31 protein-coding genes are annotated in these 24582 nt (G+C 41.4%); 2 read left to right on the forward strand and 29 right to left on the reverse strand.

Going from position 1 to position 24582, the window contains the following annotated elements:
- Nucleotides 1-79 precede the first annotated feature (79 nt).
- The 14 genes from BQ5796_RS09265 to BQ5796_RS09325 all read right to left on the reverse strand — a co-directional run bounded on the left by BQ5796_RS09265 (nt 80) and on the right by BQ5796_RS09325 (nt 10726).
- Nucleotides 80-781 (reverse strand): demethylmenaquinone methyltransferase, encoded by a 702-nt coding sequence (locus BQ5796_RS09265; RefSeq protein ID WP_071459969.1) that lies wholly within the window; start codon nt 779-781, stop codon nt 80-82.
- Between the two features lie 2 nt (nt 782-783).
- Nucleotides 784-1620: a heptaprenyl diphosphate synthase component 1 gene (locus BQ5796_RS09270; RefSeq protein ID WP_083413086.1), complete on the reverse strand. Its 837-nt coding sequence runs from the start codon at nt 1618-1620 to the stop codon at nt 784-786.
- A gap of 63 nt (nt 1621-1683) precedes the next feature.
- Complete coding sequence (locus tag BQ5796_RS18130; RefSeq protein ID WP_159430996.1) at nt 1684-1830, reverse strand: hypothetical protein; 147 nt, start codon at nt 1828-1830, stop codon at nt 1684-1686.
- 40 nt (nt 1831-1870) lie between these two features.
- The gene (gene mtrB / locus BQ5796_RS09275; RefSeq protein WP_071459971.1) at nt 1871-2107 is read right to left on the reverse strand and encodes a trp RNA-binding attenuation protein MtrB; all 237 of its coding nucleotides are present in this window, start codon (nt 2105-2107) and stop codon (nt 1871-1873) included.
- Nucleotides 2108-2188: 81 nt separating this feature from the next.
- A complete protein-coding gene (gene folE / locus BQ5796_RS09280) occupies nt 2189-2755 on the reverse strand; it encodes a GTP cyclohydrolase I FolE (protein WP_071459972.1) in 567 nt (188 codons plus the stop codon).
- Between the two features lie 193 nt (nt 2756-2948).
- The gene (locus BQ5796_RS09285) at nt 2949-3221 is read right to left on the reverse strand and encodes an HU family DNA-binding protein (protein WP_071459973.1); all 273 of its coding nucleotides are present in this window, start codon (nt 3219-3221) and stop codon (nt 2949-2951) included.
- Nucleotides 3222-3627: 406 nt separating this feature from the next.
- Nucleotides 3628-5106 carry a stage IV sporulation protein A gene (spoIVA, locus tag BQ5796_RS09290; RefSeq protein WP_071459974.1) on the reverse strand — a complete coding sequence of 493 codons (1479 nt, stop codon included), beginning with the start codon at nt 5104-5106 and terminating at the stop codon, nt 3628-3630.
- A gap of 213 nt (nt 5107-5319) precedes the next feature.
- Entirely contained in the window at nt 5320-6030 is a 711-nt protein-coding gene (locus tag BQ5796_RS09295; RefSeq protein ID WP_071459975.1) for a hypothetical protein, read from the reverse strand.
- Between the two features lie 31 nt (nt 6031-6061).
- Nucleotides 6062-6268 (reverse strand): DUF2768 domain-containing protein, encoded by a 207-nt coding sequence (locus BQ5796_RS09300; RefSeq protein ID WP_346190290.1) that lies wholly within the window; start codon nt 6266-6268, stop codon nt 6062-6064.
- Nucleotides 6269-6473: 205 nt separating this feature from the next.
- On the reverse strand, nt 6474-7541 hold the full coding sequence (locus tag BQ5796_RS09305) for an NAD(P)H-dependent glycerol-3-phosphate dehydrogenase (RefSeq protein WP_071459977.1): 1068 nt from the start codon (nt 7539-7541) through the stop codon (nt 6474-6476).
- A 35-nt stretch (nt 7542-7576) separates the two neighbouring features.
- Entirely contained in the window at nt 7577-8887 is a 1311-nt protein-coding gene (gene der / locus BQ5796_RS09310) for a ribosome biogenesis GTPase Der (RefSeq protein WP_071459978.1), read from the reverse strand.
- Between the two features lie 173 nt (nt 8888-9060).
- Entirely contained in the window at nt 9061-9246 is a 186-nt protein-coding gene (locus tag BQ5796_RS09315; RefSeq protein ID WP_071459979.1) for a capping complex subunit for YIEGIA, read from the reverse strand.
- Nucleotides 9243-10124 (reverse strand): YIEGIA family protein, encoded by an 882-nt coding sequence (locus BQ5796_RS09320; RefSeq protein ID WP_071459980.1) that lies wholly within the window; start codon nt 10122-10124, stop codon nt 9243-9245. The genes BQ5796_RS09315 and BQ5796_RS09320 overlap by 4 nt, the downstream gene beginning before the upstream one ends.
- Nucleotides 10121-10726, reverse strand: coding sequence for a YphA family membrane protein (locus BQ5796_RS09325; protein ID WP_071459981.1), 606 nt, complete (start codon nt 10724-10726; stop codon nt 10121-10123). Before BQ5796_RS09325 ends, BQ5796_RS09320 begins: the two co-directional genes overlap by 4 nt.
- A 105-nt stretch (nt 10727-10831) precedes the next feature.
- Between BQ5796_RS09325 and BQ5796_RS09330 the strand changes: the two genes are divergently transcribed.
- Nucleotides 10832-10963 (forward strand): YpzI family protein, encoded by a 132-nt coding sequence (locus BQ5796_RS09330; RefSeq protein WP_071459982.1) that lies wholly within the window; start codon nt 10832-10834, stop codon nt 10961-10963.
- A gap of 46 nt (nt 10964-11009) precedes the next feature.
- On the opposite strand, the gene rpsA is transcribed toward BQ5796_RS09330, so the two are convergent.
- The 8 genes from rpsA to prsW form a co-directional block, all read right to left on the reverse strand.
- The gene (gene rpsA / locus BQ5796_RS09335; protein WP_071459983.1) at nt 11010-12149 is read right to left on the reverse strand and encodes a 30S ribosomal protein S1; all 1140 of its coding nucleotides are present in this window, start codon (nt 12147-12149) and stop codon (nt 11010-11012) included.
- A gap of 143 nt (nt 12150-12292) precedes the next feature.
- Nucleotides 12293-12874, reverse strand: a complete 582-nt coding sequence (locus BQ5796_RS09340) for a lysophospholipid acyltransferase family protein (protein WP_071459984.1) — start codon at nt 12872-12874, stop codon at nt 12293-12295.
- Between the two features lie 2 nt (nt 12875-12876).
- Complete coding sequence (cmk, locus tag BQ5796_RS09345; protein ID WP_071459985.1) at nt 12877-13548, reverse strand: (d)CMP kinase; 672 nt, start codon at nt 13546-13548, stop codon at nt 12877-12879.
- Between the two features lie 80 nt (nt 13549-13628).
- Nucleotides 13629-13820 (reverse strand): YpfB family protein, encoded by a 192-nt coding sequence (locus tag BQ5796_RS09350; protein ID WP_071459986.1) that lies wholly within the window; start codon nt 13818-13820, stop codon nt 13629-13631.
- 41 nt (nt 13821-13861) lie between these two features.
- Nucleotides 13862-14527, reverse strand: coding sequence for a flagellar brake protein (locus BQ5796_RS09355; RefSeq protein ID WP_071459987.1), 666 nt, complete (start codon nt 14525-14527; stop codon nt 13862-13864).
- A gap of 155 nt (nt 14528-14682) precedes the next feature.
- Nucleotides 14683-16020, reverse strand: coding sequence for a germination protein YpeB (ypeB, locus tag BQ5796_RS09360; protein ID WP_071459988.1), 1338 nt, complete (start codon nt 16018-16020; stop codon nt 14683-14685).
- An 11-nt stretch (nt 16021-16031) separates the two neighbouring features.
- Complete coding sequence (gene sleB, locus BQ5796_RS09365; RefSeq protein ID WP_234969377.1) at nt 16032-16727, reverse strand: spore cortex-lytic enzyme; 696 nt, start codon at nt 16725-16727, stop codon at nt 16032-16034.
- A 131-nt stretch (nt 16728-16858) separates the two neighbouring features.
- On the reverse strand, nt 16859-17551 hold the full coding sequence (prsW, locus tag BQ5796_RS09370) for a glutamic-type intramembrane protease PrsW (RefSeq protein WP_071459990.1): 693 nt from the start codon (nt 17549-17551) through the stop codon (nt 16859-16861).
- Nucleotides 17552-17650: 99 nt separating this feature from the next.
- Here prsW and BQ5796_RS09375 point away from each other — a divergent pair, with 99 nt between their 5' ends.
- Nucleotides 17651-18622: an asparaginase gene (locus BQ5796_RS09375; protein ID WP_071459991.1), complete on the forward strand. Its 972-nt coding sequence runs from the start codon at nt 17651-17653 to the stop codon at nt 18620-18622.
- A gap of 22 nt (nt 18623-18644) precedes the next feature.
- On the opposite strand, the gene BQ5796_RS09380 is transcribed toward BQ5796_RS09375, so the two are convergent.
- From BQ5796_RS09380 to BQ5796_RS09410, 7 genes are all read right to left on the reverse strand, one after another.
- On the reverse strand, nt 18645-19625 hold the full coding sequence (locus tag BQ5796_RS09380) for a YpdA family putative bacillithiol disulfide reductase (RefSeq protein ID WP_071459992.1): 981 nt from the start codon (nt 19623-19625) through the stop codon (nt 18645-18647).
- A 115-nt stretch (nt 19626-19740) separates the two neighbouring features.
- Nucleotides 19741-21018 carry a Glu/Leu/Phe/Val family dehydrogenase gene (locus tag BQ5796_RS09385; protein ID WP_071459993.1) on the reverse strand — a complete coding sequence of 426 codons (1278 nt, stop codon included), beginning with the start codon at nt 21016-21018 and terminating at the stop codon, nt 19741-19743.
- A 263-nt stretch (nt 21019-21281) separates the two neighbouring features.
- The gene (locus BQ5796_RS09390) at nt 21282-21860 is read right to left on the reverse strand and encodes a genetic competence negative regulator (RefSeq protein ID WP_071459994.1); all 579 of its coding nucleotides are present in this window, start codon (nt 21858-21860) and stop codon (nt 21282-21284) included.
- Between the two features lie 217 nt (nt 21861-22077).
- Nucleotides 22078-22854, reverse strand: a complete 777-nt coding sequence (locus tag BQ5796_RS09395; protein WP_071459995.1) for a metallophosphoesterase — start codon at nt 22852-22854, stop codon at nt 22078-22080.
- Nucleotides 22855-22966: 112 nt separating this feature from the next.
- Nucleotides 22967-23602: a CBS domain-containing protein gene (locus BQ5796_RS09400; protein ID WP_071459996.1), complete on the reverse strand. Its 636-nt coding sequence runs from the start codon at nt 23600-23602 to the stop codon at nt 22967-22969.
- Between the two features lie 107 nt (nt 23603-23709).
- Nucleotides 23710-24168 (reverse strand): YpbF family protein, encoded by a 459-nt coding sequence (locus BQ5796_RS09405; RefSeq protein ID WP_234969327.1) that lies wholly within the window; start codon nt 24166-24168, stop codon nt 23710-23712.
- 107 nt (nt 24169-24275) lie between these two features.
- On the reverse strand, nt 24276-24581 hold the full coding sequence (locus BQ5796_RS09410; RefSeq protein ID WP_071459997.1) for a hypothetical protein: 306 nt from the start codon (nt 24579-24581) through the stop codon (nt 24276-24278).
- Between the last annotated feature and the right edge of the window lies 1 nt (nt 24582).

A 24582-nucleotide genomic window follows, 5' to 3' on the forward strand; every position in this document is an offset into this window, starting at 1 on the left:
TCTTCAATCCTGCTGCCATTTCCCGGCTCTCCTATAGAGGAGTACAGGAACAAATTTTATTTTGCGACAGGCCAGTTTCTTATTTGCGGCCGATGTGGGCAGCTGCCACGCCACCACTGTATGGTTTGTAATAGACGTCTTTAAATCCTGCCTTACTGAACAGGTTTCCAAGCTCTTTCATCCCTGGAAAATCACGGGCTGACTCTTGCAGCCAGGAATACTCATGATAGCTTTTTGCAAAGAGCTTTCCAAGCACAGGCATAATGAACCGAAAGTAAAATCTGTATGCCTGAGTAAAGCCGGGTATTTCTGGTTGGGATGTTTCCAGGCATACTGCCATACCACCAGGCTTAAGGATCCTGTACATTTCCTTAAGCACCTTTAGATAATCAGGTACGTTCCGAAGCCCAAAACCGATGGTTACATAATCAAAGCTGTCATCTTCAAACGGAAGCTCCATTGCATTCCCCTGAATAAGCGTAACTTGGCTCAGACCTTTGGTAACAATTTTCTCTTGCCCTACTTTCAGCATGTTGCTGCTGAAATCCAATCCGACAACTTTCCCTCCAGAGCCCACAGCCTCTGCAAGGGCAATAGTCCAATCTGCCGTGCCGCAACATACATCGAGCGCAGTGCTTCCCTTCTGCACATCCATCCGCTTCATTACATCACTGCGCCATTTGATATGTTGTTTGAAGCTGATGACAGAATTCATCTGATCATAGTTCTCCGATATCTTTTCAAAAACCTTATGAACCTTTTCCTCTTTAGACTCCGCCATATTTACCCTTCTTCCGCAAAAATATTCACCATGGACTGATGCTCTCCAAGCAAGGTCTCAAGCCATTGCGAGAGGACATGATTGATCCCCGTAAGCTTTTTCCTTGTCTCAATGATCTTGTTGATGGAAAACTCCCTGTATCTTTCGCATATTTCAAAGAGGTGTTTATCCTGCTCCTTTGTCACATGTTGAAGACTTTGATCCGAGTTTAGTAAAGAGAGTTTACGGAGGCTGTCAAAAACGATGGAAGCACCTGTCTCAATGAATTGCTTTTCCTCTCTCAAAAGTCTTTTGACAAAGAGCGATTCTATAACCAGATCCTTCCACGTGCTAACTTCACAAAAGTCCGCTACTTTACAAATGAGCGACCCTTCGATTTCCTTCAGGCTTTCCATTAAAACCTCGATGGTTTTTGCTTCCTGCCGATATACAAGTATTTTCTTGTCATTTATTGTTCTCACACCTGCTGCCAGCATATCAATCAGTTTAATTTCTTCAGTCTCTGCAAGGAGCTTATAATAGAGGCCGCTGTAATAAACTCCGGCAAGAACTGTTAACTGACGGACCTTCCGATCGTCATCACCTTCGCCAGGTGTGTTTTCCCTTACAAGCTCATGGGTATCCAGGGCTATTTGCAAAAGCATTGCCGTAATAGTATAAGTCTCTGTCCGTACCTCTTCCATTCCTAATGAATCGAGAAAGGAGTAAAGCAGGACCAGCTTGTCTTCATCAATAGGAGGAGATGCAACGAACTGCTGAAGGTAAGAATGGGAAAGCCTTCGCTCCAGCGATCCCCTTACTTTCGTTAACTTTTTCTCGAAATCCTGCAATGCGATCACCCTTGTCCCTCAATTATATTGTGATGCCAGACGGACAGAAATATGTCGAAATGCAATAGCCTTTCACGGGAACACAAGGGGCTCCACCGCTTCGTTCCAATTAAAACCGCCATAAATCACGACTATTCCTTTTACTATGTTAAATCCGAACTTTAAAGGCGTGACCATTATATCATAAAAACCAGTGCTTTGCGCAGGTTTCAGTGCCATTTGTCGAATTTCCCCTTTAATCTATCAGCGATTGTTCGTGTTACGATTTCTTTTCGCTCTTTAGCTCTCCAAAAGCAGTCATGATTGTCGCCTGTCCCCGCACTTTGATAGCTGAAGTATGCTCAGTGAATTGGGCGATCATTACTTCACCGTAATCCAGCTTTTCCGAGTGGTGAAATCGTGTATCCGTCCCTCGCGTCAGCCCAATCACATTCACTCCATCATCTTCAGCTTTAATAACGACAAAGTCGCTGTTTGCACTTTGTTTTTTTTCCAAGCGAATCAGCCTCCTAAAATATTTTCCTGCACTGCACCTGTCGAAGATGCAAAATGAAAGGCCCGTCACCGGACCTTTCTATCAGCCTTTTATCAATGAAAGAATTTCCGCACGAGCACTGACATCCTCAGCCAACGTCCCTCTCACGGCAGATGTAACTGTCTTTGCACCAGGCTTTTTCACACCGCGCATTGTCATACACATATGCTCTGCTTCAATAACCACCATTGCTCCGTAAGGCTGAAGCTTTTCCATGATGGAATCGGCAATTGTGGAAGTAATCCTCTCTTGGAGCTGTGGTCTCTTAGCTACAGCCTCTACAGCTCTTGCAAGCTTTGAGAGACCTGTTACTCTACCACCCTTTGGAATATAGGCAACATGTGCAACACCAAAGAATGGAACAAGGTGGTGTTCACACATTGAATAAAATGGAATATCTTTCACAAGGACAAGTTCTTCATGATCTTCTCCAAATATAGTCTCAAAGTATTCTTTAGGATCTTGATTCAAACCTGCAAATACTTCCTCATACATTCTAGCTACCCGCTTCGGTGTGTCAGCAAGGCCTTCCCTGCCTGGATCTTCTCCGACTGCCTCAAGTATTAAACGTACCGCTTCCTCTATTTGGGCACGATTGAATTCTGCCATGTAATTTTCCTCCTAAACTGTATCTGTCTCTCCTTATTGTTCGTCGAAAATGAAAGGTTTATGACAATCTCATATTAGCATAAGCTTTTCAATGTAAGCAAAAATGACGTTTGCTAGAACTGATAACATATCAAAAAAGGCCGCTTCATAGCGGCCTTTTTTCAAGCATGTGCCAGATGGCACATCTATGTAATTATTTTACTGCATCTTTAAGCGCTTTGCCTGGTTTGAAAGCAGGCACTCGGCTAGCTGAGATTTCAATTTCATCTCCTGTTTGCGGGTTGCGGCCTTTGCGGGCAGCACGTTCGCGTACTTCGAAATTGCCGAAACCGATCAATTGGACCTTCTCACCATTTTTCAAAGCATTCAGGATTGAATCAAAAACAGCGTCAACCGCTTTAGTTGCGTCTTTCTTTGAAAGTTCTCCAGCTTCAGCAACTGCATTGATTAGTTCTGTCTTGTTCATGCGATTCACCTCCTCCCAAAGATTTCATTGCACTTTAGAAAATCAGACTGTTACTACATTTCTAAACAAAAACAATGAATCCTATACGTTTGCGGAGCAATTTACCAGCAAGTACTCCATTTCAATCAAAGTCCCTGCCGGAAATTAACCTGAACCCTAGAAACCCCTACTAACATAAGGGTTTACGGGTACTTCGCTAATTCAGTTTAAAGATTATCACAATCATATAAGCTAATCAAGATAAATTCAATATTTAATGGGAATCTTTTCTTATATGAAACAGAATTGTAATATCTCACTCCTCCATATTACCCGGTAGAAAACTACCTCAAACATTCCTTGCGTAATCCAATCATTTTTTTCACAAAAAAAGCCCCCGAGGGGGCCTGGATAAATATCAGCTTATTTAAAGGATGATGGCAATCAGCCCGCCAGAACCTTCATTAATGATCCGTTCAAGCGTTTCCTTTAGCTTATAGCGGGCGTTTTCTGGCATTAGTGAAAGCTTGGCAGAAATTCCTTCTCGCACGATGGAGCTAAGGCTTCTGCCAAAAATATCAGAATTCCAAATGGATAATGGATTATCCTCAAAATCTTGCATAAGATACCTTACGAGTTCTTCACTTTGCTTTTCTGTTCCTATAATTGGCGAGAATTCTGATTCAACATCCACTTTGATCATATGAATCGATGGGGCGACTGCCTTCAGCCTCACTCCAAACCGGGAACCTTGGCGTATAATTTCTGGTTCTTCCAAGCTCATATCTGCAAGGGAAGGGGAAGCGATTCCGTATCCAGTTTGTTTCACCATCTTTAAGGCATCCGCTATCACATCATATTCCGCTTTCGCATAAGCAAAATCCTGCATCAGTTCGAGGAGGTGATCTTTACCCCTGATTTCAATCCCAACAATTTCCTTCAGGATATCATCATAAAGATCATCTGGGGCAAATAAGTCAATTTCCGCGATTCCCTGCCCCATTTCTATGCCTGCAAGATTCGCTCTGTCAATATAATCATAATCACTGAATAACTGGACAACCCTATCAACATCTCTCAATCTCTTAATATCTTTTACCGTTTCTTTTACTGCGTCCTGATAGCTTTCTCTCAACCAATGATCTTCACGAAGCACCATTACCCAGCTAGGCAGGTTAACATTCACTTCAAGCACAGGAAACTCAAACAATGCTTCACGAAGAACATTCAGCACATCGCTCTCTCTCATTCCTTCCACACTCATTGTCAGGACGGGAATATCGTATTTCTCCGCAAGCTGATCCCTTAACGTCTCTACATGGGGCTGATGCGGTTGCGCACTGTTAATGACCATGATAAATGGTTTGCCAACTTCCTTCAGCTCCTCGATCACTCTTTCTTCTGCTTCAATATAATCAGCTCGAGGGATTTCTCCAATAGTACCATCTGTTGTAATAACGACCCCGATTGTCGAGTGTTCCTGGATGACTTTTCTAGTACCTATTTCAGCTGCTTCATGGAATGGGATTGGTTCTTCATACCATGGTGTGGTAATCATCCTTGGGCCATTCTCATCTTCGTATCCCTTTGCACCAGGTACGGTGTAACCAACACAGTCTACCATTCTAATATTCACATCAAGGCCTTCATCCACATGAATGGAAACAGCCTGATTTGGCACGAATTTTGGCTCGGTTGTCATGATTGTCCTGCCTGCAGCACTTTGAGGCAATTCATCCTGTGCCCTCGCCCTGTCAGCCTCATTATTTATATTTGGTAGTACTACAAGTTCCATGAATTTCTTGATGAAAGTGGACTTACCAGTCCGAACCGCACCCACAACACCTAGATAAATATCGCCTCCTGTCCTTTCGGCGATATCTTTGAAAATATCTACCTTTTCCAAGTGATCCCCTCCCGATCCTTTATTAATGGGAAAAAATAATCCTTATTGGTAAACTGGGACAGTTTATATTTATGATGTTGTCCTATTACCATATGACTTCTTTTTTTATTTTCCCCGAAAACGCTGCCAACGATAACAGCCGGCTGCCTTAATGTACGATTACAACAAAAAAACCTTTCTCCTACAATATATTTTGCAGAAGAAAGGTTATGACTATTTCTCTAAAAACACTGGCTCATCCCCTGTAGAACCTATCGTGTAAGGCAGAGAATATGCGGGAACAAACAGTGAATCTTTCAACAAAAGATAAAGTATGTCTGTTCCTGGGGAAACGGAAACTTTTGATTCTCTCAGCTTTTCATACAAATCTGTTCGGTAATCTACATAAATCTCCCCTTCACCAGAAATCACAAAAGGAAGGTTCTTTCCTGTGAAAGGACTGACAGCTACCGGCTCCTCTTTGTATCCTAGCTTCTTGAAATCAAGTGTGAAAACATTCCGCGATAACTGCTTTTTAAAAGGAGGGTAACCCCCAACTTTTATTCTCATTTTTATTTCTCGTATTTTTTCGGCTATTTTTACATCCAGCAGTTTGACAGTTGGATTTTTTTCGGTATCCACCATAACATACTGAAAATCCCCGCCGCTTTCAAAGGCATTACCTGGTATTTCAGGTATATACCTCGGAACAATCTTTTCAAAATCTACAGGGTATTTTTGATAGATAGGTGTATCCGCCTCTTTTGTCTTGATTGGCAGGAATTCGCCTTGATCTTTTCTATACTGATTTACTGCTTTTTGCACACGATCCACTTGGTCTTGGTATGGAATACTATTTTGCACAAGGTTTTCTTCAGGGTACATACAGCCAGTTAAAGCAGTCAAAAGTAAGAATCCTATCAGTAGAGCAGTAATTTTTCTCATCTTCTCCCATTCCTTCTACCAATATTTTTTGTCAATTGGTCGGACCACTCATCACGACCATGAAAATGACAAGGCCAGCAAAAATCATCAGGATGTAGGCCACTATTGCGGAAAAAACCTTTAATATTCCGCTTAGCTTATACCTGCTGAGATACAGGAAAACAAGCGAAAGGCCCATTGCAAACATTCCTGCAAAGGAAATATACATTTTCATTAAACCTGTTGACAAATCTACCACTCCCCTTTTCCGCAATGTATTATAACACATGGAAATAGAAGTGGACACAAACCCGCACTCAAAAAAAAACTGAAGGAAAGAGAGGGGCAAACTCTTTTCTTCAGCATATGTTGACTAAATAACCCTGGCCCTGTTCAAACCACCAGTTTGCTTCGTTGCATTCTATGCGGACTGTTCCTGCATCGCATCGTCGAACGCCTATTTTTTAAAATTTATTATCGGAATCCCCGAATTGGCCGATTAGAATATTTTCCAAATCTTCCATTTCACGGGTCCTCCTTCTTGTCATCAGTTCATCAACAGCATTCTTTGCCTCTACCCCATCAAATAGTATCTGGTATAGAGCCTCTGTAATCGGCATCTTCACACTATATTTCGCAGCGAGCTGGTGAGCAGCCTTTGTTGTTCTGACTCCTTCAACGACCATTCCCATACTATCCAGCACTTCCTGCAGACTCCTGCCTCTTCCCAGCATATTGCCTGCACGCCAGTTTCTGGAATGCACACTTGTACAAGTAACAATAAGGTCGCCTATTCCAGTCAGTCCGGAAAAAGTAAGCGGACTGGCCCCCATCTTCACTCCAAGCCTAGCTATCTCAGCTAGTCCCCTAGTGATAAGAGCCGCCTTGGCATTATCTCCATACCCTAACCCGTCAGAAATTCCTGCAGCCAGCGCAATGATATTTTTTAACGCACCGCCAATTTCCACACCAATGACATCCGGATTGGTGTATACCCTGAAATTTTGATTAATGAACAATTCCTGGACTCGCTCTGCGGCAGACATGTCTTTAGATGAGACCGTTACAGTAGTTGGATGGCGAAGGCTAACTTCTTCTGCATGGCTTGGCCCTGAAAGCACCACCACCGCTGAGAGCAGCTCGTGCGGTACTTCCTGCTCAATCATTTCAGAAATCCGAAGAAGAGAGTCTGGTTCAATTCCTTTGCTGACATGAACGATTTCAAGTGGCTTACGATGTACTTTGACCATTTTCCCCAATACTTCCCGTATAGCTTTCGTCGGCACAGCCAAAATGATTGTCTTAACACCTGCAAGGCTTGCTTGCAAGTCTACATATCCATGAATACCCTTAGGAATCTGTACTTCAGGCAAGTACGCTTTGTTTGTACGAAAAGTATTGATCTCGTCAATTTGTTCTGCATTATGCCCCCATAAACGTACATCATGCCCGTTATCGGCAAGCACCATGGAAAGAGCAGTACCCCAGCTTCCTGCACCGATAACAGCAATCGCTTCCCTATTCCGTTCCATTTCTTGTCGCCTCTTTTCTAATTTGTAAGCTAGCTTCAGCTTCGTTCCCGAGCAAAAATCTTGATTGGGGTTCCTTCGAAGCCAAAGGCCTCCCTAATCCTGTTTTCAAGGAATCTTTGGTAGGAGAAGTGCATCAATTCTGTATCATTGACAAACACGACGAAAGCTGGCGGTTTGACGGCAACCTGTGTCGTATAAAAAATCTTTAATCTACGGCCTTTATCAGCAGGTGCCGGATTCCGTGCAACCGCATCAGATATTACTTCATTCAGTATATTCGTCTGAACTCTCATCGAATGATTTTCGCTTGCTGTATCAATGGCAGGAATCAGGGTATGGACTCTTTTTTTTGTTTTAGCAGATAAAAAGACGATTGGAGCATAGCTTAAGAATAAGAAATTTTCCCGAATGTTTTGCTCAAACTGCTTCATTGTCTTTTCGTCTTTCTCCACTGCGTCCCATTTATTCACAACAATTACGACGGCTCTTCCTGCCTCATGGGCATAACCTGCGATATGCTTGTCCTGTTCGAGAATCCCTTCTTCCCCATCCAGGACAACGAGCACAACATCCGAACGTTCAATTGCCCTTAGTGCCCGAAGCACACTGTATTTTTCCGTGCTTTCGTACACTTTCCCTTTTTTTCTCATACCCGCCGTGTCGATAATCACATACTCTTGCCCGTTGTAAGTCAATTTCGAATCAATCGCATCTCTTGTTGTACCCGCGATATTACTGACAATAACACGTTCCTCTCCAAGGATTGCGTTCACAAGCGACGATTTACCAACATTAGGACGCCCGATTAGGGAAAACTTTATCGTATCTTCATCATAAGCTTCTTCCTCGTCTTGTGGGAAGTGTTTTGCTGCTTCATCAAGCAAGTCTCCCAAGCCAAGACCGTGGGAACCGGAAATCGGAATTGGCTCCCCGAAACCAAGCGAATAAAACTCATATATATCGCTCCGCATTTCAGGATTATCAACTTTATTGACTCCTAGGACAACAGGTTTTTTCGATTTATAAAGAATTTTGGCAACCTCTTCATCTGCTGCAGTCACACCTTCCCGTCCATTTACGAGAAATAAAATGACATCGGCCTCGTCAATTGCAATCTCTGCCTGCTGCCTAATTTGCTCAAGGAAAGGCTCCTCCCCGATATCGATACCGCCTGTATCAATAATGTTAAAATCGTGCGTCAACCATTCCCCCGAGCTATAGATCCGGTCCCTGGTCACGCCGGGGATATCCTCAACTATAGAAATACGTTCACCAACGATTCGGTTGAAAATCGTCGATTTCCCTACGTTCGGACGGCCGACGATCGCTACCACTGGTTTCGCCATGAACTTCACCCTTTCAATTTCAATAGGCCAGTATACTAACTTCTGTTTCCTGGCCGCTGTTTTTTTATAAAAGAAACCCTTCTAGTGGACAGAAGGGTCTGGCTTTATCAGTTTAACAAAAGATTCGTATTGTAGGCAAGAAACAAAAGAAAGACATTAGTTTGTAAAGCTATTCAATGCCTTACAATAATCAACAACTCTTCAGAGAGAGCGTGAGCTATACCATCAAGGATTGCCTCAAGATTCGCTGCATAACTTTCCAACTCCGCCTTGCTGTCACAGTGGAAAACAGCCATCCCTGAAGTGATTTTCTTCGGATTGGTCGTGATGGCTGCAAGTATGCATTTTTCGATTGTCATCCTTCTTTCCTCCTTCTCTCCATCGGCATCCTTATTGCATTTTCCAAAGTAGGAACCGCTCCAATTACGCGAATAGCCCGTTGTGCATCACGATGCTGCGGAAGGACAAAAATTCCGATTCTTCCATCATCTAAATCCCTTTTCGCTAATGGAACCAAAGCTGGTGTTCCAGAATCGCGATAGACCCCAAGTGCCGTAGAAAGATCGTGGAGCACCGCCTGCCTTTGCCCCAGATTTGCAATGGTAGAACGCGCATCAAAATTTTTAGGTTTAAGAATGAAACCCATACCATATTTCAGTACTTCCTTCTGCCGTTCTGGCAACCCTATGTTCATGATATAAATATTATCGACATACAATCCAGAACCTTCAAACCTTGGTTCCATATACTCAATATCCACTAGGTCCTTCAATTTTCCCCCGGCCATCATCAAACGGGAAAGAAACATGCTGACGATTGCAACAATAGCTGCGACCCAGACATTAAACATCAAGTAGGAGAAAGTTGTAAACAACGAGGTCATGATCACAAGGTAATTCCTGCTTTCAAAAGCTATAGCAATTCCTTCGATATAGGTTTTTCCTCTTGTAACTAATTCGTAGTGATCAAGTTCTGTAAGTGTATCCCGTTCCATGTTTCGCACTTCTCTAAACTGGGAAGCGGCAACGGTTAGAAAAGTAATTGCTGTAAATTCCTCTTCAAGTATTGCCGGGACAGCAATCGTGCCTAGTCCAGCTGCTATAAAGCCAATTGCAACATGAATAATTTTCCCGTGCAGATATGTAGGATATTGCCGATAGTCTGTTCTAAGCATAATAAGCCTGGAAATAGTACCAGCTGCTAAGCCAAAAAAAATGGGTAACGTATATTCATTCATGGGATGGCTTGCCTCCTTTTTCTTTGCTGGATAGAATTACTGATTGCCTGGGTCATCTGACAAAAACCGGTCCAAGCAACAGTAAGAGTTGATGCGCATGCTATCAAATCAAGAAAACCCAAAGACATGGATTCATAAGGAATAGCATGCTTTGATAAGAGGAAAGCAAACAAAATATCACCTGACAAAAATCCACCAATTAGGACAACAATACGAGACTTCAAATTATGTTCAAGAATTTGCACTAAGAGGAAACCGCTAGCTGAAAGCATGGCAGTCCTTCCGAATAGCACCCATACAGGGTCGTACAATTCAATCAGCCTAAAGCTTACATATGCTGACATGAGAATTAAACTCGAGGCTGCGAAACGAAGCATCCTCCAAAAATGATTGGGATAAGTAAGAATAGTAATGAGGAATACCAATAATATTCCGACAAGTGGCACATCGAATAATGGCGTTTTAACATAAACTTTCCCGCATGTAATCACGAGAAGAATCCCAGCAGAAAGCTTAAGCCGATGAGGGGCTGTCTTTCTCATTAAAAATGTCGTATACACCCACCACAGCCACAAAAACCAGTAAAAAACTGCACCTTCCAACCTTTCACCCCCTATCGTTACCATTATGCCTTGACTGTATTCAATTTAATCGCTCACGAATAATTTTTTCTATGTGCAGCATTTTATATAATAGGGGGTGATCATGTGGGAAGAGACAGGCAGGAGCGAAAATTGAGAGAAAGCCATCGTGTTGAAAGCGATCGTGATCAGGCACTTCATTATCCTGGAGCAACAAAGCTCGAGGGACCGGAAAAAGCACGAAAGCGCAATAAGTAAACGCATAAAAATCCCCCGCAAAAAATTGGCGGGGGATTTTGTATTGTTAATTTTTTAGATTTTTTAATTTGTCACCGAGGAGTTCACCAAGCTGAAAGCCCTTTGATTCTTCTGGCAATTCATAATCATCGTCAAACTGATCTTCTTTTGGTTCAAATTCTTTCATGCTAAGAGACAACCGTTGTTCTTCCACGTTAACGTCCAGGACCTTGACTTTAACTTCCTGTCCTTCCTGCAAAACCTCATGAGGTGTTCCAATATGGCGGTGTGAAATTTGGGAAATATGCACAAGCCCTTCGACTCCTGGAAACACTTCAACGAAAGCTCCATATGATACAAGCCTTTTCACAACACCTTCAAGGGTGCTACCTTTTGGCGCTTTTTCTTCAATATCAGACCAAGGTCCAGGGAGAGTTTCTTTGATAGATAAAGAAATTCTTTCGTTGTCTCTGTCAACACTAAGCACTTTAACTTGAACTTTTTGCCCTTCCTGTACTACATCTGATGGTTTTTCCACATGTTCGTGTGATAGCTGGGAGATATGAACGAGACCATCTACCCCACCGATATCCACAAATGCACCAAAGTCTGTCAGACGCTGAACGGTACCCTCTAAAACTTGACCAGCATCAAGGGAACCAAGGGTGTCTTGTTTTTTCTTACTGTTTTCTGCTTCAATAACTGCACGATGGGAAAGGATCAACCGGTTCTTCTCCTTATCCAGCTCGACAATCTTGAAAGAAAGGCTGCGTCCTTTATAGTCAGAGAAATCCTCAACAAAGTGAGCTTCTACCAGTGAGGCAGGCACAAATCCCCTTACTCCAAGATCAACAACAAGGCCGCCTTTTACTACATCTTTTACTTCTGCTTCGAATATCTCACCATTCTCATACTGGTCATGAAGCTTATCCCATGCTTTCTCTGCATCTACTTTCCTCTTGGAGAGGATTAGAGCTTCTTCTTCTACCTTTAGTACTTCTAGTTCAAGTTCTTCGCCCTCGGAAACAGCATCATCCGCTTTTTCAACGTGAAGGCTGGAAAGTTCGCTTATTGGAATAATTCCATCTAATTTACTATTTTCAATATTGACTATTACCTGTTTTTCCTCTACTTTGGTAACTTGGCCTTTCACCCTGTCACCTGCTTCGTAGTTTGCTACTTCAACCTGATTCATATCTTCTGACATATGTACTCCTCCTTGTCCATGACTGTCCTGTAATATAGAAAGTGATGAAACATCACACAGGTAACAATAGTAATATAGAATATTTTAAATTATTTCTATTTAATAACTTCTTACAAATAGCTGTTTTTGTCAAGCAGAAACCATTATCTGTATTCTTCGATCAGCTTCCGAATTTCATTCATAATCCTCTCCGTTGCTTCCTCAGCACTTGCTTTCCTGCTTCGTAAATCCTCGAAGGAAATAGGTTCCCCATAAACGATTTTAAGCCTTCTAAATGCCTTATACGGGCCAATGATGGCGCAAGGAACAATGTTAGCGTTAGAACGTAATGCAAAAAAACCGGCCCCTGCTAGTCCTTCGCCAAGTTCTCCCGTCTTGCTTCTAGTTCCCTCTGGAAACAGTCCTAAAACCTTTCCTTCTTTTAAAATTGCCAAACCCTTTCTTAATGCCTCACGATCGCTCATTCCGCGTTTTACCGGGAAAGCATTTAGCCTTTGGACAATTCTCCCTAAAAAGGGAACATCAAAAAGCTCCGCCTTAGCCATGAAATGGACAGGTCTCGGAGCTGTTATCCCTACAACCGGCGGGTCAAGATTATCGATGTGATTGGTACAGAGAAGAACTCCCCCATCTTTCGGAAAATTTTTGTTTCCTATCACTTCGAAGCGGTAGATTGGTTTTAATACACCATATACTAAGTTTTTAGTAATTGTATAAATATTCAAATTCAACCAATCCTTTCATGCGTTAAACCCATTATTTTATCCACTACTTGCCCGATGGAAAGCGAAGTAGTATCAATTTCTACAGCATCCTCCGCCTTTTTCAAGGGAGCAATTTCTCGTTCTGAGTCGATTTTATCCCGGCGGGCAATTTCTGCTCTGTGTGTATCAAGATTAGAAGGAAAGCCTTTTTTTATGTTTTCTGCATGGCGACGCTGAGCACGTTCCTCCACACTCGCTAACAGGAATACTTTCACTTCGGCATTAGGAAGAACATGCGTGCCAATGTCCCTGCCGTCCATTACTACACCGCCTTGTAGAGCGAACAGCTGCTGTCTTCTGACCATTTCCTTCCTGACAGCTTCATGTCTCGCCACAAAGGACACACTGTTTGTAACATTCTCTTTCCTGATTTCGGTAGAAACATCCTTGCCATCGAGAAGGACAATTTGACCATCAATGCCAGGGAGCAGTTTGATTTCAGTCTGTTGCAGAATATTTGCTACTTCGTCTTCAGATTGCAAATCCGCTTCGTGCATGATTGCTTTTAGTGTCAATGCCCGGTACATTGCACCCGTATCAATATATATGTAAGCCAATTTTTCTGCCACTATTTTAGCGACAGTACTTTTTCCTGCTGCAGCAGGACCGTCAATTGCAATGGATATCTTTCTCATATTTCCTCCTGTAAAACCATTAATGCATTTGTACTCTATATATTTTAACACAACTTCACCGCTAAACCTCTGATACTTTGCTATTTTTCACTGCTCCAAGGGCGGATGGTCTCTACTGTCTCGGGACTTTTTTCCTTTATGACTCCTTCATAGCGTGAGATTCTGTCCAACTGAGGGAACAAGTTTAGTTGATGCAAGAACAACTGTGACAATAACATAAACAATCCCTGAATAATTAAAAGTTTAATTAATATGCGCTCAAAGCTTTTCATTTTCTCCACCTCATCCCTATTATGGAAAAGAACGAAAAGTTTTAACCATGTACTAATAGACCTTTCTTTTTCAAATCAAGCTGCCGCTCAAAGCAAAATCTGAGGAAAAGTTGCTTATCTAGCGGAGAAGCATCAAGGAACATGACAGAAATGCGGAAGTATCCTGTGTCCTTTTCTTGGGTTCTAATAATTTTACTGCGAATATGTCTATACTTGAATTCTCCATCCTGCATCGGCAAAACTAGGAGACAGATCACTTCTATACCAGGTTTAAGCTTTTTTCCCTCAGCAGCCAGGAGAGCAGCACCGCCTGCACTAAAGTCCTCCGTAACCGCAGTAAACATTGTTCTGCCAGTTTCCAGTGACAATACAGCAATATCGATGGATGCCTCCACTCTGACATATTGCCTTCGCTGTACTTTGATCACGGTAGCTGGATTAGGCTTAGAAAGAATCAACATAGGAATTCCTTCTTTTATCCTGCCTTTTACTTCCGTAGGGAACTGATATCTTCCCCCTCCCTCTCCTGTAAACATTGCCTTTAGAGGGGTCCCTTCCAAAAGATAGACATTTTTCCCTGTATTGATGTTTAATGGATAGTCAATAAATAGACTATTCTCCCTCATCTCAACAATTTTGCATTTATAGCTTTCACAAGCATTGCCGTAAAAATGTTCCAGTATAATGGCATCCCCAATTTTCAGCATCTCGCCCACTCTTTCCTTAATGTCCCTTTTTTTCAATCCTGTCTTTCATTATCACTTAAATGAAAGTCCTGTGCAAGAGCACTTTGTGATGGGCTCTCAAACTTTCAACAAAAAAAAAGCCGCATAGGAACTGCCGGCTTTAAATCATATATGCTTTAAAAATTCGCCTCGATATTATCCATCCTATCCACCTGTTCTTCTTCACCATTGTTTGCATTTATAAAAATTCGATAGGTGTCTTTTCCAAGTGTTCCGGTAAACTCGTAGCAAAGGACTTCCTCTCCCAGCTTGTTTAACATGACGGCAAGCCTTTTTTCTTTTATAGCCACATTGGGATTAACTTTTGTCAACGCCTCTGATTCCTGAATACCCGGCTCAAACGACGCCCTTTGATGGTGAGATTTCAAATAATCTTCACCCGAGAAACCTATTATGCCTCCATTATCGAGTCCTACTTTAACCTTCAAAGTATCAGGATATATCCTTACTCCCTCTTTGTTTCCTACGTAAGTGAATGTTCCTGCAGTGTCATATTGAACACTGTCCAACAATTCGATATCCTCAAATTTATTTTCCCTTAAAAAGGCTAATGCCTTTTTCTCCGCTTCATTTAGACTCAGTTTTTGTTTCCCCATCTCTCTCGAAAAAATAAACCAAATAGGATACCCCCCTTTTTTAGTAATATCCATTGTTGCTTCGGAACCGTTAACTTTTGATGTCATATTGACACTGAAAAAGCTGTTTTCGGAGCCTTTTCCATTTTTCGTAACACGTATTTCAGTTTCTTTAATATTTGGAACAGTTTTTTTCAACATGGTAACAGCATGTTCTTTTGTTATTTGATTTCCTTTTAAGTACTTGAACCCATTGTTATTTTTTTTCATGCCAAATGCAGCAGGACCAAAATCATTTTCGGCAAAGCCTTCTACTGTTTTTTCCACTGTCTTCAGACCATCAATAATCGTATTATCTGCTGCTTCTTTTCCTGTTGCCAATGCCATTTCAACATCCATCCATCTCAGATTATTTTTCAATACAAGATGTTGAACTTGTCTCAAGTCTCGCTTAATATCACCTGATTGCTTATAAAGGGATTCTAATGTTTTATATTCTTGATCAGAAAGTGGATTCTTATCGAGATCCCTAACGGCTGTTCTGTATGTGAACTCTCCGATATTCGTTAATAACTCTTCCGTTTTGTTGAAAGGAAGAAGCGTTAACGGAAGCTGGCCAACGTCGCTTTGTGCTTCTGACGTAATTCTCCAAACCTCGGCAAGCGCAGGCGAAAGGGATGTTCGCGAGTTCATTGCGAGAGAAGTCCCTATCTTGTCATGCAGCAGGTCCATTTGAAAAGTAAGATCGTGGAATGCCCGCTGGTAAGTGTTTTCCGCATTGATGAGAATGGCATTCTTCTCCCGATGCTCTTGATAGCCCCAATATCCTGTCCCTGCTACCGCAATAGATAGCAATGCAATAATGATGCCCCTTAACAATACAATCACCCCTATTCACAAAAAATGTGCTTCCCGATTCTTTTGATTTGCGGACGGCTCCAGATCCATTTACTTGTAGCGGTGGCCGGATTGAAATAGTATAATGCATCCCCGGTAGGATCCCATCCATTCAGCGCATCTACGACGGCCTTCTTGGAAGTTTCGTTTGGAGTTAGCCATATTTGGCCGTCAGCCACTGCCGTGAAGGCACCTGGTTCAAAAATGACTCCAGAAATAGAATTTGGAAAAGAAGCGTTTTCTACTCTATTGATAATGACGGCTGCAACTGCGACCTGTCCGATATAAGGTTCGCCCCTCGCCTCCCCATGGACTGCGTTTGCCATGAGCTGGATATCGTTTTTAGAATATCCATTCGGGACATTTGCAGCTGTGACTTTCGTTTGCGGAGATTTGGTTTTCTTTGTCGCAGTGCTCCTGTTATACTTCGAGGCCTTCACAAGCTTTTGTTTTGTTTTGGCACCAGCCAACCCATCTACCGGAAGTCCAAACTTTTCTTGGAAGTTCCTAAGAGCCCAATAAGTCCCCCAGCCAAATACTCCGTCTACTTTTCCTTTATAGTAGCCTAGATACTGAAGCCTTGATTGCAGCTCAATAACATCTTCGCCAACGGCACCTCTCTGAATTACTTGGTTAGAAAAAGCCTCCGTTGGTTGCTCTATCATGGCAATTGGCACAACCGCAAGCATGGCAATAAGCAAAAGTGTCTTGCAGCGTAATCTAATCCTTTTCATTTTGCCCCCCCTAACAGTTAGCAATTTGATTTGACTCTATTTTTTGTCAACGTCAGACTTTTATACAAGCAAATAGAAAAGCTCCTTCATTTTTCAGAAATGAAGGAGCTTTTAAACAAAGAGTTTTCGAAATGCCTGGTGCTCAATATTCTTGCTTTTTTTACTTTAACAAGACCCAGCCACCAGAGGAAAATCATAAAGGGAACCATCAGTGCGAGCCAATCTTTCATTGTAAATAAGATATAATCATAGAGTCCATGAAGGACTAATGGAATAAGAAGAGCTAACGCAATCCATTTAGCCTTCGATTTTTCAGAAAATTTCCCTTTTCCCAAATAATACCCCATAATTACCCCAAATAAAGCATGACTGGAAACAGGCAGAAGAGCACGTCCAAGTGCAAATTCCAAACCATTAGAGAACAGGTAGAAAATGTTTTCAACCGTGGCAAAACCTAAGGAAACGGAAGCACCATAAACAATGCCGTCATATGGTTCATCAAAGACAACATGTTTATATACTGTATAATAAATAATAAACCATTTGAAAAATTCCTCAAGAAAACCAGCATTCCAAAAAGCCTGGGATATTACGGACTGGGAGCCTACTTCCGTCTGAATAACATACTGTATGAACATGATGGGAAATACGAGAATCGCACCGAAAATAAAAGTTTTAAATACCATAGAAAGCGGTTCGCTATCGTATTGGTCCCTCAGGTAAAAATAGCTAAGCAAAGCCAATCCGGGAGCAATCCCTGCAGCAACTATTCCCAGCATAGGCTCCCCCTCTTTTCAATTTGTTGTAATCATCGTATCATGATATCAGTAGAAATAAAATGGAATTTTATTCGCAAGTGTAATTATGGAGGTAACAATATGAAAAAGAATATCCTCATCATCCATACAGGTGGCACTATATCCATGAGGGAAGATAAAACCGGATCGGTTGCGCCTGGTGAAACGAACCCATTAACAGACAAATCTGATATGATTTCTGATTTAGCAAACATCATTATTGAGGAGCCGTTTAACTTGCCATCTCCTCATATCACTCCAAAAGAAATGCTGAAATTAAAGTCTATTCTAGATTGCCATGGCAGAGAAAAGAAAATTGAAGGAGCGGTCATCACCCATGGAACAGATACGCTCGAGGAGACAGCATATTTTCTCGATTTGACTGTACAAACAAAATTTCCAATTGTGGTAACTGGGGCCATGAGATCAAGTAATGAAATTGGGTCAGATGGATTATATAACCTTCTATCTGCTGTCAGGGTAGCTACAAGCGAAGAAGCGAAAGGCAAAGGAGTTCTTGTTGTCCTGAATGACGAGATACACACCGCTGAAAACGTAACCAAAACTCACACAAGTAATGTTTCCACCTTTCAAAGTCCACAATATGGTCCGATCGGCATTGTAACCAAGAGAGGAGTACTATTTCACCATATGCCCGCTAGACAGGAAAGCTACGATATTGTCGACGTATCAAAAAGAACTATTTTAATTAAAGCGCATGCAGGAATGGATTGCTCGCTCTTGAGTGCTGTAAAAGGCTTGAAGGTGGATGGTGTTGTCATTGAAGCATTAGGACAGGGCAACCTCCCGCCTGCTGCTCTCCCTGGAGTTAAAGAACTCATTGCTGAAAATATTCCTGTTGTCATTGTCTCCCGCTGCTTTAACGGAATTGTTCAAGATATATATGGATATGAAGGGGGAGGTAAACAGCTGAAAGAATTAGGCCTCATTTTCTCTAACGGATTAAATGGGCAAAAGGCAAGAATAAAACTGCTGATTGCTCTTTCTCAAACGACGGATATGAAAGAAATTGATCGGATGTTCCAGCTCTAGCATTAGAAATAACGGGCAGTGATTACTCTGCCCGGTTTCTTTCTCTTTCTTCGATGGCAGCTGCAATCTGTCCCCCATGAAACCTGCCATTTTCAATAAAGATCTCATTGGCATTATTTCCTGCGGCAATTACGCCAGCAATAAAAACACCTTTTATATTTGTTTCCATTGTTTCAGGGTGATGAACAGGTTTTCCTGTTTCATCATCGATGGAGATTCCAATATCCTTTAGAAAATCGTGATCCGGATGGTAACCGGTCATCGCAAACACAACATCATTTTTAATGGTATATTTCTCCCCGCCCTTTAAGTACTCGATTGTTTCTTCCTGTATTCCTGTCAATCTTGCATCAAATTCCATCCGAATCACACCGTTACGTACAAGCGATTCGAATTCAGGAAGTATCCAAGGCTTAATGCTGTTAGAATAATTCTTTCCCCTGTAAAGAACTGTAACCCTGGCACCTGCCTTGACGAGTTCGAGCGCTGTATCCACACTCGAATTCTTTCCTCCTATCACAGCTGTATCCATATCAAAAAAAGGGTGGGCTTCCTTGAAATAATGAAAAACTTTAGAGAGGTTCTCACCCGGAATACCCATATAATTAGGGTTATCATAATACCCTGTTGCAATGACCACATAAGAAGTGGTATATTCTTGTTTGTCTGATACTAGCCTGAAATGGTCACCGCATTTAGTAATGGAAATTACCCTCTCATACGCATGAATGCGAAGATTTTCTCTTTTCGCTACTTCCCGGTAATAAACAAGTGCCTGATTTCGCTTTGGCTTATGATTTTCAGTAATAAAAGGGATATCTCCAATAGACAGTTTTTCACTACTGCTAAAAAAAGTCTGGTGAGTAGGATAATGATAAATTGCGTTTACAATGTTTCCTTTTTCAATTATAAGGGGGTTCTTCCCTACTTTTTTCAAAGCAATTGCAGCAGCAAGGCCACAAGGACCAGCACCGACGACAATTACATCCTCTATATTTTTCATTGCTTTCACTCCCTGGGATGTCGTTTTTAGATAAATAAAAATCTCCTATCCATATATGATAGGAGATTTCAGCACGGTATTCAATGTTGGAATACCTTTCTAATACAGGTGGTTTTTAAATCCAGCCTCTGAACCTGCTTGCTTCGGCCATTTTCCGGACGCCGACCATATAAGCAGCAAGACGCATATCCACTCTTCTAGTGTGGGCTGTTTCATAAATACTATTGAAAGACTTTACCATCACTTTTTCAAGTTTTTCTTCTACTTCTTCTTCCGACCAGTAATAGCCTTGGTTATTTTGAACCCATTCAAAGTAGGAGACAGTCACACCGCCAGCAGATGCAAGAACATCTGGGACTAAAAGAATTCCACGGTCTGTCAAGATCCTAGTTGCTTCCAGCGTAGTAGGACCGTTTGCTGCTTCCACGACAATCTTCGACTTAATATTATGGGCATTTTCTTCTGTAATCTGGTTTTCGATTGCTGCAGGTACAAGGATATCACATTCAAGTTCAAGAAGTTCCTTGTTAGAAATCGTATTATTGAACAGTTTCGTCACCGTTCCAAAGCTGTCCCGGCGATCCAACAGATAGTCAATGTCGAGACCTTCAGGATCATATAATGCGCCATAAGCATCAGAGATACCCACAACTTTTGCGCCAGCATCGTGCATGAATTTTGACAGGAAGCTTCCTGCGTTACCAAAACCCTGAACTACTACTCTAGCACCTTTAATATCAATGCCTTTTTTCTTCGCTGCCTCGCGGATACACAATGTTACACCCTTGGCTGTTGCAGATTCCCTGCCATGAGAACCGCCAAGTACCAACGGTTTTCCTGTAATAAAACCTGGCGAATTGAATTCATCAATCCGGCTGTATTCATCCATCATCCATGCCATAATCTGCGAATTGGTAAAGACATCAGGCGCAGGTATGTCCTTTGTAGGGCCAACGATTTGGCTGATTGCACGAACATAACCCCGACTTAATCTTTCCAGTTCCCTAAAGCTCATATCACGCGGATCACAGATAATGCCACCTTTGCCTCCGCCGTATGGAAGGTCAACGATTCCGCATTTCAGACTCATCCATATTGAGAGCGCTTTAACTTCTTTCTCAGTGACATTCGGATGGAAGCGTATACCTCCCTTTGTCGGACCAACTGCATCATTATGCTGCGCCCGGTAGCCAGTAAAGACTTTAACAGAACCGTCATCCATTTTAACAGGTATTTTTACTGTCATCATTCTGAGTGGCTCTTTCAACAGCTCGTATACCTCTTCAGGGTACCCAAGCTTCTCAAGCGCCTTGTGAATCACTGTTTGCGTGGATCGTAAGACGTCGTGTTGGTCTTCATTGTGCTGATTTTCATTACCGTTTGCGGCTACCATTAAAATAAACCTCCTAAATCACATTGCGGTTGTTGTCTGCTTTCATGACATAGTATACACCTTTGATTATTTAATGCAAGGATAAATAATACTTTTCGGGATTTTTCGATTACTTTGTGAAAACGCTCTCAATTTTATTGCATCTATATTTAAAAATTCCCTTTATATCTACACTTTTTCAAATCAAACAGATCGTTTTACTGCTGAAATTACATAATTATTCATTTTACTCGTATAATAATATAAAGCGGAGAAACTCCGCTTTAACCAAAGTGCAACTGCAATGTCTCTATAGCACTCTCACTAATAATGGTCTTTCCATACTCTTTTAGCCTGTTGATGCTGAAAATCGATGAATTTCCATACTCAGCTAAAATCGCAATTACTTTATTTTGATCCATATTAGGACAGTCCATCTCCAAAAAATATGTGTCATTGTAAGAATAGAGAGTCCCGCCAATAATCCCGGCTTGTGAAAGTCTTGTAGAAAGACTCACAATATCTTCAAATGAAGCAAACTCAAAGAGAATAGTTTCACACCCATCCATTTTCACTTGCATCTCAATCAGACCGTTGGCATAATCCTCCTCTTCGGTCACTTGCTCCCCCATTGTAACTATCATTACCATTCCTTGGGCATGCAAAGAAAATATCTCCACAGCAACTGAACCGAAGAAATCAATCCCAAATTCATCGCTTGCTTCTTCTAGCATATCCTGAAACAATTGCTGCCATTTTAATGAGTCTTTCCAAATATCTTCTTTTGTCAGCCCTCTGTCTGACAGATCGTCAGATGTAAGGAAAATTTTAATTTTATTGAGAGTCATTCTTTCTAAGCGCATCATAATGCCCCCTGCCATCACAAAAGCTCTTGATCTTAGTTTATGTAAACTTTTCCGTATTGTGAGACTTTAATCGCTCACTTAAGCTTGTCGTCAGGCACTGATTTACCTTTATCATATGGCCTTTATGAACCCTTATTTGTTCACCGTTATAAAGGCGATTTCCTGCTTCATTCCTAGGCGGGTCAATGATTTTATACCTCTAGATTATTCATGGCTATATACTGCTGTTCTTTATCGTCAAAATGTGGGTTTCTGCCCTTGCACCCAAGCGAAGAGGCAACAGCGAGGTTCCATAACCATTGCTCGTAAAGATTGGAGTCGAACCAACTTGCCTAAACCCACCCTTTTTATAAGGTCCGATGCCAAATAAGCGAATTTGTCCCCCATGGGTATGACCCGATAGGACTAATCCTATTCCATGTTCTTCTATAATGGAGTCAAGTATTGCTGGGTTATGACATGCTAATATTTTGAATGATGCATTTCCGGCGTCTTCAATAGCGTAATGGAGCTGACATCTGCCGGCTGTTATGTCATCAACACCAAGTAAAGCGATTGTCTCCCCTTCAGCACTCTCGAAAATCACTGCTGTATTATCAAGTATTTTCACTCCCATGCTTAACAGAAGAGCATCTAACTCATGCGGGTCGATTTCGTAGTCATTATTCCCCCAAATAAAATACACCGGACCAATTTCCTTCAGCTTTCTAATGTTTTCTTCTATCCTTGCATAAGATACCCCTTTTTCCGCAAGGTCTCCGCCGATAAGCACAATTTCTGCTTTTCCCGCCACTTTACTAATGATGGTATCAGAAATTTTTCTTCGATGGATATCGGAAATAAAAAATATCTTTATCTCCCCAAATTGAGCAGGAAAATTTGTTAAAGCTATCTCCATTTCGAACACTTTATCTGAAAATGCTTCCCGATACATGTGAATCAACAGTGTCAATATTAATAAGAACAGCAGGAGTAGAACAACCTTGATCATTTTCAGTATTTTCCCCTTAACTAATATTTTACAAAATCATACCACGCTTCTAATATAAATGTATAGCTGAAACAGCCCCATGCATTTTGCATGGGGCTGTGAAACACTCCTGTTAATCTTCGTGTATATTCAAAATACGAAAGCCTGACTGCTCCAATTTGTCAATAAATTTGTCTACGTTATCCTTTTTCTCCACTTTCATAACGATCCGTCGGACAAGTTTATCTGTCTCATCGAAAGTAACTAGGGAAATGATATGTTCATGGAATTGATGAGCAATTTCCGCAAGGCGGGCAATTCTTCCTTCTGTTTCAACCGAGGTAAATGCAATTCGGACACCTTTTTGCTTGACTCCAAAAGCACTTTCGAACTGTTCAAGGACATCTGCTCTGGTTACAACCCCTAAAAACTGCTTTCCTTCCTCATTGACCACTGCCATCAATGGAAAATCCTTCAGTTCTAGCAGAGTTGTTTCAAATATTTCAGAACCAGTCAAATACTTGTCTTCAAAAACTACTGCCTCTGCAGCCTTTGTGTTTTTCAAGTATTCTGTTTTATCAGTACCTGAATCAAAATAACCTTTTAAGATGCCGTATCTTGTTACGATCCCCAAGTAAATATCCCCGTCAAGGACCGGAAGAGCATCAATGCTGTGTGCTTCTAATTTTTCAAAAGCTTCTTCTAGCGAATCAGTGTTACGAATGGTCACACATTTAAATTTGGGAATCATGATACTTTTGATAAACATCCTATTCACCTCTGTTGTTTATGTCCTGCTCATACACTATATACATTCGACAAAAAACCCTATTATCCTTTAGCATAAATTATTTTTCACAAAAACTCGTACATCTTTCATTTACTTTCATGGTATAAATTTATATCATACTGCTTCTTCATCATTTCAAAGACAAGATGTCTATTCTTCCATTCTTCTTCTTTTTTCCATAAATCCTTGCTTTTATCTATAATTTCGCACCTTAATGCGTGAAATTCCTTTTCTGCCTTCTCTCGTTTGTTTCTCAGAAGGTTCATCAAGCCAAACAGCCCGCCTGTTAAGACAAACCAGTACAGATTGGCTGATACTGAAACGAAATGGGAGAAGACGCTGTATGCAGAATGCGAATTCGGTTCTATCACGTTTTGAAAAAGATAATAAATATAAACTGCTGAAATGGTGACGAAGGCTAAAAGACACACCTGATGCTTTTTTTTTGCTGAGTCAAATTTCTGTTTCTTTTTTACAACACCTAATAGCATTCTTTTTGTTGCTTCATCTGTTCTGTTGTTAAGTGTGACAATCGGACTTTCCAAGCTCCTCCCCCCTCGCTTGAAATATATGAAACAACAACCTTACATATGAAAAAATGAATGCACAGTTTAAGCTGCGCTTTCACTTTTTAGTACAAAGCTGGCAATTCCTATTCTCGATTATCTCCGCTTTGAACCCGAATACTTTCAAAACCATCGTTGATTACTGGGACATTTCTCTCACTGTCACCCGGCAGATACATCGTAGCAGCGACAATAGATACAATCATTAACAGAAAGAAAAAGACAAGTAGCCTAATTACAGGATATTTCATCTTTAATTTGGTTCGGCTTTTTTTCTTTGCATGCTGACTGCTTCTTGGCGGCAATCCACTCTCCATATTGGAATTTTTATTTCTTACAATTCTTTGTCGCAATCTCTCAGCCTGGTCCCTGTAAGGCGCTTCTGAATTCATA

Source organism: Bacillus massilinigeriensis (genome assembly GCF_900111815.1).
Taxonomy (GTDB): Bacteria; Bacillota; Bacilli; order Bacillales; family Cytobacillaceae; genus Mesobacillus_C; species Mesobacillus_C mediterraneensis.